Genomic DNA, 18,061 nt, shown 5'->3' with positions numbered 1-18,061 from the left:
CGGCTTTGATCGTGTCTCTGCCTGGAATGATGCATATGAAGAAACTGTCGCGCGGTGGCGCCACCGCCGGAGACTTGGCGGGCGAGGCTAGCGAGCAGGCAGCCGAAAGTTTGAGCCTAGGGCGGACAACTCACCAGATAAAACAATTGGTGAGTTGGCTTGCTAACATCACGAAGATCGAGGAAAAGGGGGCAGGTGGGTGAGCAAATCGAGTGATCACTCTGGAGCGCCTTTCCCTGGAACTCGAATATTTAATATCCTTTGGCCAGCAACATATCTGCAGCATGAATACACGTAAAGAAATAAGTGATTTGCGGTCATAGCATCAAGCTTGGTGTGGGCGCTTCCAGATCCCCTGTTCAATAAATTTAAACATGAACGGTGACCCCGAATGCACTTCCCCGCCAGCATTCTGATATCTAGGTCTGATTCAGCGACCTGGCTGAACAAGGCGCAAATACGCAAGCCACATTGCCAAGCACTCATTCCCCTGTCATGACTAGTTAAAGTAGAACCCTTGGATGGACGCCGGTTTCCTTATACGTCGGTCCGCCGACTCCATTAATCCACCGTTCTTACTGCTTTGACAAACAGTCGCTTACTCCTCTTTCAAAGTGAAGTGCCACCTCGCGGCCCATTGCCGGCAACGCGGCTTCCAAACGTACAGCGGAGCTCAGTAGGCCAGTGACATTCGTGTGTGAGCTAGCTGGCGATAAAGCCGGCACTGAGGTTCGGTGTCTACTTTGGCTCGAGAAAGGCCACTTGCGAATGGCCGCTTCTGGCCGGAAGCGGCCCATCAACTCTGCCACCTTTCACGCCTGCTACAGGGTGGTGTGAAGGATAATGCTTATTGTGGCTCCATGTGATCCAACGCCTGGTTCTCCGCCGGTTCCCCCTAGATCACCACCTGCAATCCCCAGTGCAGTCCTGGCGTGGGCGGGATCATGGATAGCGCCGAAGCGTTGGTCACTTTTACTGCTCACTTCCCAGATCCGTCCATGAATGAACAGCGGTGGAAATATCGATACCCTTACGTACTGCCTATGACTGCTGCTTCCGGCCTGTCAGTATTTGGCATTCAAGCGTTCCACTCTTCCTGGAAGTTGTGAATCGGTCACAAGGCTGAGAGGCTAGTGTGTCGTTTACCATAAGGACATACGGAAATGAGCACGCAAAAAATTTTGGTTACAGGGGCTGCTGGCCGGATCGGCAGAGCTTTCTGGACAGCGCGAGACGATAAATCAGATCTGCGCCTGGCTGATGTAGACGTATCAACACTCCCAGACTCGGCCGAACGTTTCTCTCTCGACATCAGAGATCAAGCCAGTTGCCTTGAAGCCTGCGCAGGCATAGACACCGTGATTCATCTCGCTGCTGATCCGAATGCGGACGCTGAATTCACGTCTTCACTGCTGCCTGTGAATATTGTCGGTGCCTACAACATGCTGTTTGCCGCAAAAACTCAAGGCTGCAAGCGCTTCATATTTGCGAGCAGTGCGCAGGCGATTGAAGGTTATCCAAAGGATGTCCAGGTACATGAATGGATGGCCCCCAGACCCGGGAACCTTTACGGGGTCAGCAAGGCGTTTGGCGAAGCACTGGCTTCGATGTATGCCAACGATGGGCAAATGACAACAATCGCAGTCCGTATTGCTAACGTAGCCGAATTTCACCCAGGGGAAACTCACAGCCCTCGGGACGTAGCTGCATTTATCAGCTATCGGGATGTCGTCGCGTTACTTGGGCGTTGCGTTGAGGCCGAGCTGACCGGATTCCACGTTGTCCATGGAGTTTCAGATAACCGCTACAAACGCCTTTCGATCGATAAGACCAGAAAAGCCGTTGGTTACGCGCCCCTCGACGACGCTTTTGAGATTCTGGAAGGACACGCTCAAGCTGATTGATGCAGGTGCCTTTCAGTTCAACTGAGTACAACCGCTGTAGCCTTGCCCTGGACATTCCCTCAGGAGTCACCGACCAAAATCGGTGGCCCCTGTAGAGACGTGCATCACCTCACCCGCATCGACAACTCGATGTCCTCCGCAAACGGCACCGACAGATAACCGTTCTGCGGTGCGCGCACGTAAGCCAGATATTCCGGGCAGTAGTCGGTGTTGTCCGCCACCACCAGCGCCCCCGGTTTCAGGTGTTTTTCGATCAGGCTCAACACTTCGCCATACAACGCCTTGGCCCCGTCGAGCAGGAGCAGATCGACAGATTCCGGCAGGTCAGTTGCCAAGGTCACAAGCGCATCGCCTTCGCGAATCTCCACCAGATCGCTGACGCCGCCCTCGATGAAGTGATGGCGCGCCAGAGCAATCTTCGACGGTTCGAATTCGCTGCCGATCAGCACGCCGCCACCGTTATCGCGCAGCGCCGCGGCCAGGTGCAAAGTGGACAGGCCGAACGAGGTGCCGAACTCGACGATTGCTTTGGCCTTGGCATTGCGCGCCAGCATGTACAGGAGTTTGCCGGTGTCGCGGGAGACCGGCAGCCACAGGTCCTTGAGCAATTCGTAAAGTTTCAGGTAGTCGGTCTTGCTGTGCATCAGGCGTTCGCGTTCTTCGCCAGACACCGTCTCCAGCACCGGGCTGGTGGCGGCGCTGGCCTGGTTGTAGAGGCGTTCGATCAGGCTTGCCAAGGGCTCAGTGGTCAGGGTCGTCATGATTGCTTTCCATTAGTTGGGGACTAAAATGCGAGTGATTCGTCGCTTTTAAATGATGCGAGTGATTCAACACATCCGCTATTCGCATTCCCCACCAAGATCCGAGTTGCTCATGACCCACCGCCAGACCGCCCGTATTTCCTCACGCAAACAGCCGCAGCAGGCGCGTTCCACTGATCTGGTCGCGGCCATTCTGCAGGCGGCTATTCAGGTTTTGACCGAACACGGTGCCAGCCGTTTTACCACTGCACGGGTCGCGGAAAAGGCTGGCGTGAGCATTGGCTCGTTGTACCAATACTTCCCCAACAAGGCTGCGATTCTGTTCCGTTTGCAGAGCGATGAGTGGCGGCGCACCACGCAAATGTTGCAGCGGATTCTGGAAAACCTCGAAGAGCCGCCGCTTGATCGCCTGCGCACGCTGGTGCAGGCGTTCATTCGTTCGGAGTGCGAGGAAGCGCAGATGCGCGGCGCGCTGAACGACGCGGCGCCGCTCTATCGCGACGCCCCCGAGGCCCAGGAAGTGCGCGCGTCGGGTCGACAGATCTTTGCCGCCTTCATGCTGGAATTGCTGCCCGATGTTGGCGACCCGATCCGCACAGCGGCCTGCGATCTGCTATTGACCACACTGAGTTCGGTCGGCAAAGACTTCTCCGGCAGCCCGCGAAGCGAACTGCAAATCAGCGATTTCGCCGATGGGTTGGCGGATATGTTCAGGGCTTATGTGGTGTCGCTCAATCAACCGTGAGCGCCCAAAAGCAGACGCCAACCGTCGCCACGGTTATGATCCCGTCACCCCCAACCCAATGGACCCACACCATGCCAGCCGCGCAACTCCGCCCTACCCCCGCGCCACTGCTCAAGCCTGGCGAAACGGTGGTGCTGTTCGACGGGGTGTGCAAACTCTGCAATGGCTGGGCGCGGTTCCTGATTCGGCATGATCATCAGCGGCGTGTGCGCCTGGCGGCGGTGCAGTCGCCCGAGGGCCAGGCGCTGCTCGCGTGGGCGGGTTTGCCGCTGGATCAGTTCGACACCATGGCGGTGATTCGTGACCGGCATTACTGGGAACGCTCGGATGCCTTTTTCGAAGTCATCAAGCAGTTGTCCGGCCGCTGGCAGCCTCTGCGACTGCTGCGCATTTTCCCACGCGTGCTGCGCGATTGGGGCTATGACCGCATTGCGTTGAATCGCTATCGCCTGTTCGGCAAATACGATACCTGTCTGCTGCCCGATCCCGACCACGAACAGCGTTTTCTGAAAATGGCGGCGCCGTCTGCCTGATTAGCCTGTTCAATGCTGCCCGTCAGAAAACTGCACGAACAGGCTCAGGTTGGCCGGATCGTTGATCGCCGCCAGGTATTCGTCGACGCTGATCTCGCCGACACATGGCCGGGCCCCGGCTGACGGTACGTAGCCCTGAGCCATTTTTGTCGCCAGTGCCACAGCGGCGCAGCTTGGAATTTCCGGGCCTTTGTCATTCAGGGCGGTCAGTTGCGCGGTCATGGACAGCGGTTTGCCGTCAACGCCCACGCCCTGAACATCGATGTACATCGCACTTTTGCCATCGCCGAAACGTTCGAACCGAGTGCCCAGTCGATGCAGGCGCGCCGCCCAGATCGCGTGGTCGCGCACCAGCCCGAATTTCAGTGCCTGCGCCAACAGACCATTGGCGATACCACCAAGTTTCAGCCCGGCGCCAGCCTTGAAACTGAGGGTTTGTGCGCCATAACGACCAGCAAAAATATCCATGTCCGGCACGTCGACGTTGGCCAGCAACCGAGTGCCCAATTGCGGCATCTTGCGCAGGGTCAGATCCAGCCAGCCCGACACTTCATGCACCTGACCGTTCTTCAGTTGCCGGATCGGTTTACCGGCGTAAGCCAGCACACCTTCGATGGTCGACAACCCCGGCATCTTCGCCGAGGAGGAAATGCCGTGTGCGATGGCGTCGATGCGGGAGAAGCGCTGACGCTGCTGATCGATGATCGCGGAAGAAAGCGTTGGCACCGAACTGCATCCACTGAGAATCGCCACACCCGCCGCTTTCGCCCGCTGATCGAGCAGGCCCACGCCGTTGACGAAGGTTCGGCAGTCAGCCAGATCACAGTAATTCACCGAGGCGGCGATGCAACTCTCGGCAACCGCATAGGACTGCCCTTGAAACGGGCCACCGGTATGCACCACCAAATGGATGTTCAGCAAGCGCAGAGCGGCGCTGAACTCCGGTCCCATGGCATCGCCACACCAACCTTCGGCAACGGCCCCCGATTGGCTGTTCAACTCATCGAGCTTGCCTTGCAACTTGTCCGGATTGCGCCCGGACAGCACCAACTCCACACCCGGCATGCCCGCCAGATGCCGGCAAACAATGCTGCCGAAATTACCGTAGCCACCGACCACCATCACCCTGAACGACATTTCAACTTTCCCTGACTGACCGGCTGCTTTTTTACCCAATTGCGGACGTCCGCACACTGGTCGTGAAGGATATCGGGCACAGCGCCTGCAAGCCAATGCCATGACACCAAACACTTAGCCAACCTAAACATGCTCGAGTTGACGAACGGTCTGACGAATGTTCAGATGCCGCCCAGTTTCAGGTGTCCCATGCCGCCGTGCATGGGGTGAAACGGGAAACCGGTAGGTTCTTTTCGAACAAGTCCGGTGCTGCCCCCGCAACGGTATACGCGTGATGTTTTCGACACACCACTGTGGCCATAAAGCCATGGGAAGGTGAAGGCATCGATACGCGTGAGCCCGGAGACCGGCCTGGAATTTCTGTTTGGCAAAATCCTGCGGTGGGCGGGCATGGGCCGGTATTGGCTGTGCGCGATGCCTTCTCCTGCATGCTCTTCTGCGAAGATCCTTTTCGAGAAGACAATGATTCGACCTTTCAATCCCTCGGCTCCATCCCTGTTATTCGGTTGTCTGTTCAGCCCGTTTCTGCTGGCCGACGACGCGCCGCTGGAACTCAATCAGCAAATCGTTTCCGCGCCCTCGGTGGAGTCCACCACCGTCGCCGACATGGCGCACTACGGCAGCAAAGTGGAAATCGTCAGCCGCGAGCAGATCGAGCGCGCAGGCCCCGGCGCCGATGTCAGCCGCGTCATGCAAATGTTCATTCCCGGTTTGTACGTCGCGCCGAAAAACGGCCCGTTCGACTACGGCACCTACTCCCTGCTGGGCGGGCGCAACGACGACACGCTGATCCTGCTCGACGGCGTGCGCCTGAACAATCGCCTTTACGGCGGCCTGTATCTGGACACCCTGCCGGCCAACGCCATCGAGCGCATCGAAGTGCTCAAGGGTGGGCAGAGTCTGTTGTTCGGCACGCAGGCAGTGTCGGGAGTGATCAACATCGTCACCCGCAGCCCGCAGAGCCGAAAAGCTTCCGGCGAAGTCAATCTGGGGCTGGACACCTTCGGCGGCACCACTGAAGACGCCCGGGTCGAGAACATCTTCAGCAACGGTTTTGGCGACCTCGGCTTGCTCGCGTATGTCAGCCACAACGTCTCCGACGGCTACCAGCCGTTTCGCAACCGCGACATGAAAAACGATACCGAAAAGAAACGCGCCTACGAAGTCACCACGTTCGGCGGCAAGGCCATTCAGTCGTTTGGCGACGATTCGCGACTTGAGTTGTTCTACCAATACGCCGACGCCAATCTCGACTTCGCCCGCCCGGTCAACAACCACAAGACCACCAACGACCGCGTGCAACAGATCGCCACAGCGACCTTCGAACAGAACCTCAACGAGCGTCTGAGTTACTTCGTCAAAGGTCATATCAACGACTGGGACACCCGCTACACGCGCATCAACAACGTCGACGGTGGCGGTACCAAAGTCATCAACCACAACGACTACTGGGGTTTCACCGATTGGGGTGTGCAGGCCGAGGGCAAAGCACAATTGCCCGGTGGTCATGTGCTGATTGTCGGTACCGACAACCAATGGTTCAAGGGCCAGGACGATGTGCTGATCATCGACAACGACAAGGCCGAAGCCCACGCGATCTATACGCAACTGCGTCCGCAGATTGACGCCCTGCCCGATTGGCACCCGAGCATCGGCATTCGTCACGAAGCCATGGCCAGCGGTGATAGCGCCACTGTCAGCATGCTCACCTCGCTTTATGACCTCAACGAAAACTGGTCCCTGCGCGGCCAGTACGGCAGTGCCTACAAGCTGCCGAACGCCGAGCAATTGTTCGTCAATGAACCGGGCGACGAGATCGGCAACCGCAACCTCAAACCGGAGAAAAGCCGCAACGCCGAACTGGGGCTCGATTACAAAGGCCTGCTGCTCGACCGCGAATTCAGCGCCAGCGTCACCCTGTTCAAACGCAAGATCGACGACCTGATCACCCTCGACGACATCCAGTGGGTCAACGGCGAAGGGCAGATCCGCATGCGCGGTTTCGAGGCCGACGCGAAACTCGCGCTCAACGATCAATGGAGTGTGCAGGCCGACATGACCCGCAACCTCACCGAGTCGCGCACCGGTGTGACGATCAACGACATCCCGAGTTTCTTCGCCCGCTCACGCGTCGGCTATGAGTCGGAGAATCGTTTGTGGGGTGCCGGCGGCGCGATCCGTTATATCCGCGATGTGACCAGCTCGAAACAGATTGAATACGGGCATTACTCCGTGGTGGATGCCGACGCTTACCGCTACCTCGACAATGCCCGCCAGCATCGCCTGAGCCTGCTGGTGGAAAACCTGTTCGACCGCGACTACGTCACCAGTCGCTCGAATAACGTCGATAACCTCGGACGGCCGTTCACCTCCGAAGTCCGCTACACGTACACCTTCTGATGACGAACTCCATCAGCCACGACGGCATCGACACCCACCCGGACTGGTCACACGTCCCCGAACATGCGCGCCACGTATTCCTTTGCACCGGCCCGCGCTGCACCCAGCGCGGCGCCTTGCAGCTATGGAAAACCCTGCGCCGGCATTTGCTGGCGCATGACCGCATCGAAACCCCGGGCGGGGTGCTACTGACGCGCACGCACTGTCAGTTCCCGTGCAATCTGGGGCCGATTCTCACGGTGTACCCGGAGACGTGCTGGTATGGCGTGCACAGCAACGACGATGTGCAACGGCTGGTCGAAGGGCATCTGGTCGGCGGCGAGGTGGTCGTCGATCTGCTGATCAAGGCGCGCACATGAGGGCGCCATGGCTACTGGCGAGCGCCCTGCTCTGGTCCACTGCGGCGGGTGCCGACAGCTTGCGTAATTGCGGCGAGACCTGGAACGCCGCGCAATCACCGCCGTCACCACCGTCGCGCATCGTTGCGCTCAATCAGCACGCCGCTGACCTGTTGCTCGCCCTCGATGCCGGCCCGACGCTGGTGGGCGTGGCGTATCTGGACGATACCCATGCCGGGGATGGCAACGCCGAGTATTTCGGCGTGCCGGTGATTGCGCGGCGTTACCCGTCCAGCGAAGCGCTCTATGCGCAGAAACCGGATCTGGTGGTCGGCGGGTTTGCCACGGCTTTCGGCGACGGCGTGACCTCGCGCTCGGGTCTGGCACGCAACGGTGTCGGCTCCTACTTACTGGAAGCCGCCTGCGCGGGGCATTCGCTGGATTACTTCGAACACGTGCGCCACGACCTGCACACCCTCGGCGCACTGCTGCACAAACAGCAAAAAGCCCAGCAACTCAGCGCCGCCATGGATGCCGATCTGGCCCGTGCACGCGCGCTGATCGGCGCTGAAAAACCGTTGTCGGTGTTCTATCTCGACAGCGAGGTCAACGGCCTCGACTCGGAGGGTGGGCGCGGGTTCGTGACCACCCTGCTCGCCGCTGCCGGCGCACGCAATCTGTTCGCCGAGACCAATCAGTATCGAGTGACCGTGAGCCGCGAAACCCTGCTGCTCAGCGAGCCCGATGTCATCCTGTTGGCCGATGCCGAATGGTCACCTGCCTGGCGCAAACGCCAGTTACTGAAGAACGACCCGGTGTTATCGCGCCTGCGTGCCGTGCGCAAAAACCGCATGATCGACATTCCTTTCACTCATTTGCTGCCGACGCTCAACAGCGGTGCTGTCGCGCTGCATCTGGCCCGACAACTCAAGGCACTCAACGAAAATTAAATGAACCCGCCGCACCACACGCCACCTAAGAAAAACCATCAGGAGGTAGCCAATGCAAATCGAAACCGTGTGGATCGTACTGGCGGCAGTTCTTCTAGTCATCGAACTGTGGGCCATCAATCGGGTGCGTAAAAGCGAGGGGAAATCGAACAACAAGGGAGTTTGGATTGTACTGATCGTGTTTGTTCCGCTGTTCGGACTGATCGCCTGGGCAATCGCAGGCCCTAAGCACATCAGCCAGAACACAGCGTCGCATTCCGGGCGTTAACCGAACAACAGCGCGCCGGCTTCACGCATGAAAATCTCAACGGTCTTCGGGCCGATCCCGTCGAATTCCGCCAGGCGCTTTTCGAACGCCTGGCGATCGGCACTCGCGGCGAGGATATTGCCGACCTTCCCCGCGTAGTCATCATTGAGCTTGTGGGCCAACGCCAGCAGGCGCTGCGCCGTGGTTTCGTCGTAGCGCACGTAATGCGCTTCGCCGAGCATCGCCACCAGTTCCCGATGGCTGCAGTTGGCCAACTTGCGCGGCGTATCGCGCTGGCGTTTTTCCACAATCACTCGATAAGCCTGCGCAGCAATGTCGGCCTGGATGCGTTTGCCCATCAGGAAACTGGCGATCAACCATTTGAACAGCGGCGTCTCATCGCCGTGGCCAAAGTGGATATGCAGGTCCTGCGCGGTGATCGTTTTACTCATTGAGCACTCCGCAATTGTAAAAAAGAATTTCAAAGGTTTGCCGGGGTCTATGCCTTACCTTCCTCAAGAGCTCGCACACACATGAAATTCGCGTCTTTCTGTCAGTCCCTGTCCAACTGGGCCGGCAGCTCGAAAACCTTTGTTGCCGCGATCGTCTTGATCGTCATATGGGCACTGACTGGCCCCTACTTTCACTACAACGACACCTGGCAACTGATCATCAACACCTCGACCACGATCATTACGTTCTTGATGGTGTTCCTGATCCAGAACACACAAAACCGCGACAACGACATCTTGCATCTGAAGATCGACGAGCTGATCCGGGCCACCACCGACGCGCAAAACGCCACGCTGTGCCTGGACAAAATGGGCACCCGGGAACTGCGCAAACTGCGTGCGCATTACAGTTCTCTTGGGGAAGACGATCAGGTCGATGTCGGCCCGATCGCTGATTGAGAGCAAAGCACCTTGAGTCATTAGCGATAGACGTCGAGATAAATATAGCGCCGGCTACTTAATTACGAGTTGGACATCAGCGTGGCCGCGCAAATTCATCCCAAGCGGTGAACTGTAATGCCGGCCGCAGGCTGTTCATGCGGGCTGCACGAAAAGCCAGTTACAAGAAGGACATGGCCGCGTAAGCATCTGAGCCCACCCCGAGCCCGGCAGAAATGCCGGGCTTTTTTGTTGCATCAATCCAACCACCACCGAAGATCCCTGTGGGAGGGGGCTTGCTTCCGAAGGCGGCAGGTCAGCCGCAAGCAATTCTGAATGCCAGACCACATTCGCAAGCCAGCCCGCACCGACCTGTAGTACCGTCACCCGGCCAACAACAGGGAGGTGCATATGGAACATGGAGCAGGCAAGCGCATCGTGGTCATTGGCGCCGGCATCATCGGCGCATCACTGGCGTATCACCTGGCGGGCAAAGGTGCCGACGTCACGCTGATCGAGGCGGAAGACATCGCGTGCGGCGCCACGGGACGCTCGTTTGGCTGGATCAACGCGACTCATGCCGGCCCCGACCCCATCGCGCAACTGCGCGGTGCAGCGATCAACGAATATCACCGACTCGAAACCGAACTGCCCGCGCTGAAAATACGCTGGACCGGCGCGCTGTCTTACGGGGCGAGCACGGATGACCTTGCGCATGATTCTGCAATCCTGCGGTCACGCACCGAAATTCTCACCCGTGAACCGAATCTCAAGCATCCCCCGCTGCAAGCCCATTTCGCCGCCGATGAAGGCGCACTCGAACCGGCGCAAGCGACTCACGCGTTGATCACCGCTGCCGGGGCGTTTGGTGCGCGGGTACTCACACAAACCCGGGTACTCGGTTTCACAATCAGTGATGCACAGGTAACGGGCGTTGAAACCACAACCGGCAGCATCGCCTGCGACACTGTCGTTATCGCAGCGGGCACCGGCACTTCCCGACTAACCGCTTTGCTCAATACATCGCTGCCCATCGAAGCCGCGTCAGTCATCCTCATTCGCTACAAGACCCAGGCCGATATCGTGCGCGGGATCATTTCCAATCCGGCAATGGAAGTGCGGCAAAGCGCAGATAACACGCTGCTGGCCGCGGAAGACTATCTCGACGACACAGCGCAAAACTCTCCACAAGCGATCGCCCTGCGAACCGCCAAAGCCATTCAGAACGAACTTCACGGGGTCACCTCCATCGAGCCAGAGTCCGCCTGCATCGGTCGCAAACCCGTCACTGCCGATAGCCTGCCGATTGTCGGCTTCCTGCCCAACGTCACTGGCGCCTACGTTTGCTCGATCCATCCCGGTGTCACACTGGCCGCCATCGTCGGCCGCCTCGCCAGTGAAGAAATCATCGACGGCCAATCATCCACCGCCCTCGCCCCGTGTCGCCCTGAGCGATTCCGGTGAATTCCGGCAGTGCTTGATTTAGACTTGCCGGCTTTTTTCGCAAAGGATTTGCACATGCAGCGCATCGTTATTCTGGGCAACTCAGGGAGTGGAAAATCGACCCTGGCGCGCGAGATCGGCAAACGTCTGGATCTCCCGGTGGTGCATCTCGATCCGCTGTTCTGGGAGCCTGGCTGGATCGAGCCGGATAACCAGGTTTTCCGCGAACGGCTGCGACAGGCCATAGCCGGTGACGCCTGGGTCTGTGAGGGCAATTATTCGCGCCGCACCTTCGATCTGCGGCTGCCCCGTGCGGATCTGATTATCTGGCTCGATACACCGCGCCTGACCTGTTTGCGCCGGGTCATTCTGCGTAGCGCCTTGAACCGGCCACGCGCGGACCTGCCGGCCGGCTGCACCGAGCGACTGGATAAAGCGTTTCTGGGCTTTCTGAAATTCGTCTGGCACTTTGATCGGGTCAATCGCCCCGGCATTGAGGCCAACCGATTGGCCATTGGCTCGCAAATACCGGTCGTTCACCTGCGGGGTTCGCAGCAGATTTCGGCGTTTCTCGCCGGCCTGTCGACTCAAACGCAAACGGCTGAAGCATGAAAATCTACTGGCCGATGTTCTGGTCTCAGCATCGAGGAATCGACTACGGCACCGCCACGCTTCGCCTCGATGATATTTTGCCAGGCGTGGGCAAAAGCACCTTCGCGTTCTTCGATATCAACGACCTTCCGGCCGACGGCGAAACCATCGACCTGGTCTGGACCCCGCCCGTTTCCGACTTGAATGGCTGGAGTGAACAGCCTTCGGAAATTGCCCAAAGCTATCTTTTGCAGGCAAAAGTGCTTGGCGCGACTCAACCTACAGCCCCAACAACAGAAGCCTCACGCCGCATCCACTGTGGCAAACGCGAATATGCGCTTGATGTTGTTTCCTGCGAGCGGTTTCTGGCGGTACTGCAAGCACTCGCGCCGCACGCAAACCCATGGCATCTACTCAGCAATGCATGGGCGTGGGAACGGATCTCGTGGTGCGGTAGCGCGGTCGTTGAAGGCTTGACCTATCTGACAGCGACATCGAACGAGGCCTATATGGAGTTGATTGTCGAGGAGGCTGGCGAGCAGATCATCGGGCTCTTCTCGTTGCACATGGATCCCGGTGGCGCATGCGAGGAATTCGGCAAAAAGATACTGATGGGCGAGGAACGGCGGTTGATCAGACAGGCACTCGACAGCGCGCAGGCGCTGCATGACTCACAGCCTGCTTACCTGGTGGAGACGGTGCTGATGTCAGCGGACCGCAGCAATCACAGCGAGTGAGTATGGATACCCGAAAAGACGCGGTGTTTGCCTATCAGGCGGTGTACCGCTATCTGAGCGAATTGATCGAGACCGCCAATGGCCCGGGGGAACTGAAACTTCCGTCCTTGCGCCAGCTCGCCCAGCGCCTGAGCGTGTCGGTGTCGACGACCAAATACGCCTATTCGCTGCTCGAAGACGAAGGGCGAATCTACGCCAGACCCAAGCTCGGCTATTTCACCCGGTCGATGCCCGCCCCTCTGCCGAATGACCAATCGAGCAACCTGCTGGATACCGCGTTCGTCAACGCACGACAGCCGGGCATGCTCGCACTGTGCAGCGACGCCCCGGCGATGCTGGCGTCGCTGCAGAACCCGTTGTTGATGATGGAACGCGAACTGACCCGGCAATATCCCGGCGCTGCGGTGCCGCATTATCAATCGCTCGGTGAACCGGAGTTGCGCGCCACGTTGGCCGAGCGCTATACCCGTTCCACGCAGAGCTACTGGCAGGCCGAGCACGTGTACATCGGCGCCGATCTGCAGAGTGTGCTGGCGTTGTCGCTCCAGGCCTTGAGCCTGCAAGGCACGCTGGCGCTGGTGGAATCGCCGTGCTCGTGGGCGATTCTGCGTCAGTTGCAGGCGGCGCAGATTCGCGTGATCGAAATGCCACTGGACGAGGACGGACGCTTTGACCTGCCAGCGCTCAACGCGCTGCTCAAGGCTGAGCCCATCCGGCTGGCGGTACTGTCGTCGACCGTGAACATCCCTCAAGGCAACCTGATGCCGGCGCAGGACAAACAGAAAATCTGTCACTGGTTGGCTGAGCGGGATATCTGGCTGTTCGAAAACGATACCTACGGTGAACTGTGCTTCGAGCCGGAACCTGCTCGCTACCGCGACTTTGCCGACCCGGAAAAACTGTTGGTGTTGTCGACCTTCGACAAAATCATTGGCGCGGAAGCCCCCTACGGTTACGTGCTCTGTCGCCAGCATGGGCAGCAATTTCATCGGCTGTTTATCGAGCGAGGGTTTCGCCTCTCGCCGACCCGGCAGAAAGCAATCGCCCGACTGTTCCACTCCCGACGTATCGACCAGCACCTGCAAACGCTGCGCGCGCTGTTGGAGGAGCGCATGCAGCGCATGAAGGCGTTACTGGAGGAACACGGCAAAGGCCAATGGCAAGTGGTGGTCCCGCAGGGCGGCGCGAGTTTCTGGCTCAAAACCACACACCCGGTGGACATGCGCCGGGTCTTTGAACGCCTGCTGGCGCAACGCATCGTCATCATCCCGGGGGAAGTCTTCAGTCAGCAAGGCTACTGGAAACATCACTTGCGCCTGAGCTACACCCTCGAATGGAACAAGGACATCGCCCAGGCCTTGAAGCAACTGGCGCAGGCGATCGGCGAAGCGCGCTAGTCCGGCTCAGAGACCATAACAATGCCGCGCTTCAGGGAATTGCCCCTGACGCACCTCCTCGGCAAAGCGCTCGCAGGCATCGCGGATCACTGCGCCGACATCGGCGTACTGTTTGACGAAGCGTGGCACCTGCGCACTGCCCAGGCCCAACACGTCCTCGGTCACCAGCACCTGACCGTCGCACGCCGGCGAAGCACCAATGCCGATAGTGGGCATTTTCGAATCGGCAGTGATCTGCCGAGCGACGCCTTCGGCCACGCCCTCAAGCACCAGACTGAACGCACCGGCCTGAAGATTGGCCCGGGCGTCCTCGGCAATCACCGCGCCGGCTTCAGCGCTCAGGCCCTGCGCCTTGAACCCGCCCATGACGTTGACGAACTGCGGCATCAACCCGACGTGAGCCATGACCGGTATACCGCGCGCCACAAGGAACTCGACGGTCGACGCCAAGGCCTTGTTGGCCTCCAGCTTGACCGCGTCACAGCCGGTACGCGCCAGCACTTGAGCGCAATTGCGAAAAGCCTGTTCATGGGATTCCTGATAGCTGCCAAACGGCATATCGGCGATGACGCAGGCCAGTTGCGTGCTATCGACCACCGCCCGGGTGTGGCCGATGATTTCTTCGAGCTGCATGCTCAGTGTCGAGCTACGGCCATAGCCGACCATTGCCGTCGAGTCGCCGACCAGAATGAAATCGACAATCGGGTCGATCAGCCTGGCGATAGCGCTGGTGTACGCGGTCAGCGAGACGATTTTCTGTTGGCCTTTCATCGCCACCAGTTGCGGAACGGTCAGTCGTTTGGTGCGGGTATGGATGCTCATTTGCTCTTCCTGAGAGGATTGCCCGTGGGTGAGAGACCTCGTCGAAGGCCCTGTCGAATGCTGCCAATGGACATTCGACTCCCAGCGGATTGAGCGCTCGATTATTGGCTGGACCGGGAAGAATTCAATGTACAGATTTGCCCTGAAAACCAACCCAGCCACTCGCTGATTTGACCAATACCCCGTGGCGAGGGAGCTTCCTCCCGCTGGGACGCGAAGCAGCCCTCGACTCACTGATTAACCAAGGGGGACTGCTGCGCAGTCCAGCGGGAGCAAGCTCCCTCGCCATAGGATGCAGGCTGCTACCGGGTCGAGCAGTTGGTAAAAATCAGCGGTCGGTTATCTCGACTGCGCCCTGTAATATCCTCATGCACCGTCAACACACTCAAGGAATACACCCGTCATGGATGAAACCATCACTTACCGGCCCGCCACCGCCGAAGACGCACTGACCCTGTGCGAGTTAGGCCAACTGCTCAACTCTGTGCACCACGCCGCCCGCCCAGACATATACGCCGCGCCCACTGAAGACTTTTCCCGCGACCTGCCGCACTGGTCGGGGGTGTTCGAGAAGCCGAATCAGGTGGCTTTCATCGCCCACGTCGGAGATCAGCCGGCGGCCTTCATTACCGCCAATCTTTCGGCAAGTTCGGGGCCGCTGATGCAGCCGCAGAATGTCGTGCGCATCGGCTCGGTGTGCGTGGCGGAGCGGTTTTCCGGCAAAGGCATTGGTCGGGCGCTGATTCAACTGGTCAAGGATTGGGGCATCGAGCATGACGCCCAGGATTTGCGCCTGACGGTCTGGCCGTTCAATGAGCGCGCGGCGCGTATGTATGAAGAGTTTGGCTTCGAGAATCGTGCCGTCGAAATGGGTATGCGTCTGGAATGAGCAGGCAAAAACGACTGACCCTGATCGTCTTCGGTTTATTGCTGTTCTACGCCGGGCTATGGACGGCCTCAGACTGGTGGGAAAGAGCGCTCGCCAAGCCGGACGGGGCCGCGGATATCAGCCCTGACGGCTGCGTGCGTGTCCAGCAGTTCAGACCCCATTGGCTGTTGTTCAACTCCTTTCATCCTCAGTTCCACCCGGACGATCCGCAGGATCGGACGTGGTTCGTCAGTTGGGAGAGCCCGGCGTTTTTTCGTTTGTACGACAATCGCAATGGCCAGTTGCTCGGCGAGAGCGAAATCTACGATCTGGTGGCTTATGGGGGACCGATATCCTGGGGTTATGGCCCCTACCGCACCGTTTACGCCGGCATGATCCAGATCGGCACCACACCGTCCGACTGCCCGGGCAATCATCAAGGCTAGCTCTCCAATTCGACTACGCTGATCGAGCGCGCTTACTTCCTGCGCTCGTCTGATTGGAGACACCGACATGACTCGCTCTCTGTTGACCGCCCTGAGCCTGCTCGCCCTGAGCCTTGCGGCCCATGCTGACATCACGCCATTTCCTGCGGCGTTCCGGGTTCAAGAGATCCCCGTCGACGGCGCGACAATGCACGTGCGCGTCGGTGGCAAAGGCCCGGCCGTGGTGCTGTTGCATGGCTTTGGCGATACCGGTGACATGTGGGCACCGCTGGCGGCGGATCTGGCGCGTGATCATACGGTGGTGGTGCCGGATCTACGTGGCATGGGTTTGTCGTCGATCCCGCAGAGCGGTTATGACAAGAAAACCCAGGCCGGTGACATTCGCGCGGTTTTGAGCGCGCTGAAAATCGAGCACTCGGTGATCATCGGCCACGACATCGGCACCATGGTCGCCTTCGCTTATGCCGCCCGCTATCCCGAGCGCACCGAGCGTCTGGTGGTCATGGACGCGCCGGTCCCGGGGATCACGCCATGGAACGACATCGTGCGCTCGCCGATGCTCTGGCACTTCGACTTCGGCGGTGCGGACATGGAGCGTCTGGTGGCCGGCCGCGAGCGCATCTATCTCGACCGTTTCTGGAACGAATTCGCCGGCACTCCGGCGAAAATCGACGAAGGTACTCGGCAGCATTACGCCAAACTCTACGCCCGCCCCGGCGCCATGCACGCGGCGTTCGCGCAGTTCCGCAGCATTCGACAGGATGCGACCGACAACGAACCTGTACTACAAAAGCGCCTGAGCATGCCGGTGCTGGCCGTGGGCGGTGAGAAATCCTTCGGCAACAACGAAGCGATCGTCATGCGTAACGCTGCGGACAAGGTCACTGAAGTGGTGATTCCCGGCGCGGGGCATTGGTTGATGGAGGAAGCGCCGGCGCCGACGATCAAGGCTGTTCGGGACTTTATTTCGATGTGAGGGAGTGGCGGTATTTTTGCTGCGCATGCCAGCCACGAGAAACGCCGAAACTAGTCACCGCCGCGATTCACGCTTAACATACCCGCAACTCGTATTACCGCGGCTGCTGAACCCGGTATTCACGAGGAAACAATCATGGAAAGAACCCGCGCCTGGCGACGTCAACAGGCCCGCAAATGTGGCAATGGCAAAGCGGCCGATCCGCTGAAGTTCAAACCGCCAAAGAACTGGAAGTTGATGTACACCCGTTCTGACAAGCTGGTCAGGGCACGCCAGCTCGGCATGCCCTACCCCATCCGCACCACGCGCCAATTGTTGGATCAAGAGTGACCAATCTCCTGTTCATCTGCAGCCGCAACCAGTGGCGCAGCCCCACGGCCGAAGCTATCTGGCGCCGTCGCCCCGGCTTCGATGCCCGCTCGGCCGGCACCAGCCCCAATGCACGCAAGCCTGTCGGCCCGGCGGATATCCGCTGGGCCGATGTCATCTTCATGATGGAGCGCAAACACCTGAATCGTTTGCAGGCCGAATACGCCCGGCTGCTTGAGCACAAACCGATCCACACGCTGGATATTCCGGATGACTATCGCTACATGGATCCTGAGTTGATGAGCATCCTTGAAGAAAGCGTGCAGCCCTATCTCAAAACCTAGGCCATTGGCTTGAACCACTGCCCTCCGCCACTAATACATCGAGTGAAAAAACATGAATCGTCAGAAAAAACTGCAGCAGTTGTTCAAGGAAAAAGCCAAGAAGGCCAACGCAAAACTGGCCCCGAAAAAGCCTAAATACATCAGCAAGGCCGAGCGCGCGAAGCTGGAAGCCGAGGCTAGTTCGGAGTCGGTGGTTTCCTCCGAGGGCTGATTCAGGTTTCTG

The 18,061-nt window shown here is 59.0% G+C and carries 23 protein-coding genes and 1 riboswitch; of the genes, 19 read left to right on the top strand and 4 right to left on the bottom strand.

Annotated elements, in window-relative coordinates:
- Positions 1 to 35 precede the first annotated feature (35 nt).
- Both JFT86_RS19830 and JFT86_RS19825 read left to right on the top strand, forming a co-directional pair.
- Positions 36 to 203: a hypothetical protein gene (locus tag JFT86_RS19830; protein WP_201232664.1), complete on the top strand. Its 168-nt coding sequence runs from the start codon at positions 36 to 38 to the stop codon at positions 201 to 203.
- A gap of 960 nt (positions 204 to 1,163) precedes the next feature.
- Complete coding sequence (locus JFT86_RS19825; RefSeq protein ID WP_201232665.1) at positions 1,164 to 1,904, top strand: NAD(P)-dependent oxidoreductase; 741 nt, start codon at positions 1,164 to 1,166, stop codon at positions 1,902 to 1,904.
- Positions 1,905 to 2,008: 104 nt separating this feature from the next.
- Here JFT86_RS19825 and JFT86_RS19820 read toward each other — a convergent pair whose 3' ends face one another.
- Positions 2,009 to 2,665: a class I SAM-dependent methyltransferase gene (locus JFT86_RS19820; RefSeq protein ID WP_201232666.1), complete on the bottom strand. Its 657-nt coding sequence runs from the start codon at positions 2,663 to 2,665 to the stop codon at positions 2,009 to 2,011.
- Positions 2,666 to 2,777: 112 nt separating this feature from the next.
- On the opposite strand from JFT86_RS19820, the gene JFT86_RS19815 reads away from it, so the two are divergent.
- Both JFT86_RS19815 and JFT86_RS19810 read left to right on the top strand, forming a co-directional pair.
- Positions 2,778 to 3,410, top strand: coding sequence for a TetR family transcriptional regulator (locus JFT86_RS19815; RefSeq protein WP_201232667.1), 633 nt, complete (start codon positions 2,778 to 2,780; stop codon positions 3,408 to 3,410).
- 71 nt (positions 3,411 to 3,481) lie between these two features.
- Positions 3,482 to 3,943, top strand: a complete 462-nt coding sequence (locus JFT86_RS19810; RefSeq protein ID WP_201238009.1) for a thiol-disulfide oxidoreductase DCC family protein — start codon at positions 3,482 to 3,484, stop codon at positions 3,941 to 3,943.
- A gap of 9 nt (positions 3,944 to 3,952) precedes the next feature.
- On the opposite strand, the gene JFT86_RS19805 is transcribed toward JFT86_RS19810, so the two are convergent.
- A complete protein-coding gene (locus tag JFT86_RS19805; RefSeq protein ID WP_201238008.1) occupies positions 3,953 to 5,080 on the bottom strand; it encodes a saccharopine dehydrogenase in 1,128 nt (375 codons plus the stop codon).
- 163 nt (positions 5,081 to 5,243) lie between these two features.
- Positions 5,244 to 5,450, top strand: a riboswitch (cobalamin riboswitch).
- A 92-nt stretch (positions 5,451 to 5,542) separates the two neighbouring features.
- Here JFT86_RS19805 and JFT86_RS19800 point away from each other — a divergent pair.
- The 4 genes from JFT86_RS19800 to JFT86_RS19785 are packed head-to-tail and all read left to right on the top strand — an operon-like array spanning position 5,543 to position 9,036.
- Positions 5,543 to 7,480, top strand: a complete 1,938-nt coding sequence (locus tag JFT86_RS19800; protein WP_201232670.1) for a TonB-dependent receptor — start codon at positions 5,543 to 5,545, stop codon at positions 7,478 to 7,480.
- Entirely contained in the window at positions 7,480 to 7,839 is a 360-nt protein-coding gene (locus JFT86_RS19795; protein WP_201232671.1) for a (2Fe-2S) ferredoxin domain-containing protein, read from the top strand. The genes JFT86_RS19800 and JFT86_RS19795 overlap by 1 nt, the downstream gene beginning before the upstream one ends.
- Positions 7,836 to 8,768 (top strand): ABC transporter substrate-binding protein, encoded by a 933-nt coding sequence (locus JFT86_RS19790; protein ID WP_201232672.1) that lies wholly within the window; start codon positions 7,836 to 7,838, stop codon positions 8,766 to 8,768. Before JFT86_RS19795 ends, JFT86_RS19790 begins: the two co-directional genes overlap by 4 nt.
- 52 nt (positions 8,769 to 8,820) lie before the next feature.
- The gene (locus tag JFT86_RS19785; protein ID WP_201232673.1) at positions 8,821 to 9,036 is read left to right on the top strand and encodes a PLD nuclease N-terminal domain-containing protein; all 216 of its coding nucleotides are present in this window, start codon (positions 8,821 to 8,823) and stop codon (positions 9,034 to 9,036) included.
- On the opposite strand, the gene JFT86_RS19780 is transcribed toward JFT86_RS19785, so the two are convergent.
- The gene (locus JFT86_RS19780) at positions 9,033 to 9,467 is read right to left on the bottom strand and encodes a DNA methylase (protein ID WP_201232674.1); all 435 of its coding nucleotides are present in this window, start codon (positions 9,465 to 9,467) and stop codon (positions 9,033 to 9,035) included. The genes JFT86_RS19785 and JFT86_RS19780 overlap by 4 nt on opposite strands.
- 81 nt (positions 9,468 to 9,548) lie before the next feature.
- On the opposite strand from JFT86_RS19780, the gene JFT86_RS19775 reads away from it, so the two are divergent.
- The 5 genes from JFT86_RS19775 (at position 9,549) to JFT86_RS19755 (ending at position 14,073) form a co-directional block, all read left to right on the top strand.
- Positions 9,549 to 9,926 carry a low affinity iron permease family protein gene (locus tag JFT86_RS19775; protein ID WP_201238007.1) on the top strand — a complete coding sequence of 126 codons (378 nt, stop codon included), beginning with the start codon at positions 9,549 to 9,551 and terminating at the stop codon, positions 9,924 to 9,926.
- Positions 9,927 to 10,316: 390 nt separating this feature from the next.
- Positions 10,317 to 11,369: an FAD-binding oxidoreductase gene (locus JFT86_RS19770; RefSeq protein WP_201232676.1), complete on the top strand. Its 1,053-nt coding sequence runs from the start codon at positions 10,317 to 10,319 to the stop codon at positions 11,367 to 11,369.
- Between the two features lie 54 nt (positions 11,370 to 11,423).
- The gene (locus tag JFT86_RS19765; protein WP_201232677.1) at positions 11,424 to 11,960 is read left to right on the top strand and encodes an AAA family ATPase; all 537 of its coding nucleotides are present in this window, start codon (positions 11,424 to 11,426) and stop codon (positions 11,958 to 11,960) included.
- Positions 11,957 to 12,676 (top strand): hypothetical protein, encoded by a 720-nt coding sequence (locus tag JFT86_RS19760; protein ID WP_201232678.1) that lies wholly within the window; start codon positions 11,957 to 11,959, stop codon positions 12,674 to 12,676. Before JFT86_RS19765 ends, JFT86_RS19760 begins: the two co-directional genes overlap by 4 nt.
- 2 nt (positions 12,677 to 12,678) lie before the next feature.
- Positions 12,679 to 14,073 (top strand): PLP-dependent aminotransferase family protein, encoded by a 1,395-nt coding sequence (locus JFT86_RS19755; protein ID WP_201238006.1) that lies wholly within the window; start codon positions 12,679 to 12,681, stop codon positions 14,071 to 14,073.
- A gap of 6 nt (positions 14,074 to 14,079) precedes the next feature.
- Here the strand turns inward: JFT86_RS19755 and panB are convergent, their stop codons facing one another.
- Positions 14,080 to 14,895: a 3-methyl-2-oxobutanoate hydroxymethyltransferase gene (panB, locus tag JFT86_RS19750; RefSeq protein ID WP_201232680.1), complete on the bottom strand. Its 816-nt coding sequence runs from the start codon at positions 14,893 to 14,895 to the stop codon at positions 14,080 to 14,082.
- Positions 14,896 to 15,298: 403 nt separating this feature from the next.
- Between panB and JFT86_RS19745 the strand changes: the two genes are divergently transcribed.
- The 6 genes from JFT86_RS19745 (at position 15,299) to JFT86_RS19720 (ending at position 18,049) form a co-directional block, all read left to right on the top strand.
- On the top strand, positions 15,299 to 15,784 hold the full coding sequence (locus JFT86_RS19745; protein WP_201238005.1) for a GNAT family N-acetyltransferase: 486 nt from the start codon (positions 15,299 to 15,301) through the stop codon (positions 15,782 to 15,784).
- Entirely contained in the window at positions 15,781 to 16,209 is a 429-nt protein-coding gene (locus tag JFT86_RS19740) for a hypothetical protein (protein WP_201232682.1), read from the top strand. The genes JFT86_RS19745 and JFT86_RS19740 overlap by 4 nt, the downstream gene beginning before the upstream one ends.
- A gap of 67 nt (positions 16,210 to 16,276) precedes the next feature.
- Entirely contained in the window at positions 16,277 to 17,185 is a 909-nt protein-coding gene (locus tag JFT86_RS19735; RefSeq protein ID WP_201238004.1) for an alpha/beta hydrolase, read from the top strand.
- Positions 17,186 to 17,320: 135 nt separating this feature from the next.
- Positions 17,321 to 17,515, top strand: a complete 195-nt coding sequence (locus tag JFT86_RS19730) for a hypothetical protein (protein ID WP_201238003.1) — start codon at positions 17,321 to 17,323, stop codon at positions 17,513 to 17,515.
- Positions 17,512 to 17,838 (top strand): phosphotyrosine protein phosphatase, encoded by a 327-nt coding sequence (locus JFT86_RS19725; protein WP_201238002.1) that lies wholly within the window; start codon positions 17,512 to 17,514, stop codon positions 17,836 to 17,838. Before JFT86_RS19730 ends, JFT86_RS19725 begins: the two co-directional genes overlap by 4 nt.
- A gap of 52 nt (positions 17,839 to 17,890) precedes the next feature.
- On the top strand, positions 17,891 to 18,049 hold the full coding sequence (locus tag JFT86_RS19720; protein ID WP_201238001.1) for a DUF2986 domain-containing protein: 159 nt from the start codon (positions 17,891 to 17,893) through the stop codon (positions 18,047 to 18,049).
- Positions 18,050 to 18,061: the final 12 nt, after the last annotated feature.

The sequence above is a fragment of the Pseudomonas sp. TH06 genome (genome assembly GCF_016651305.1).
Taxonomy (GTDB): Bacteria; Pseudomonadota; Gammaproteobacteria; order Pseudomonadales; family Pseudomonadaceae; genus Aquipseudomonas.
The sequence above is the reverse complement of the archived record's forward strand: the minus strand, read 5'-3'. Positions and strand labels throughout refer to the sequence as shown.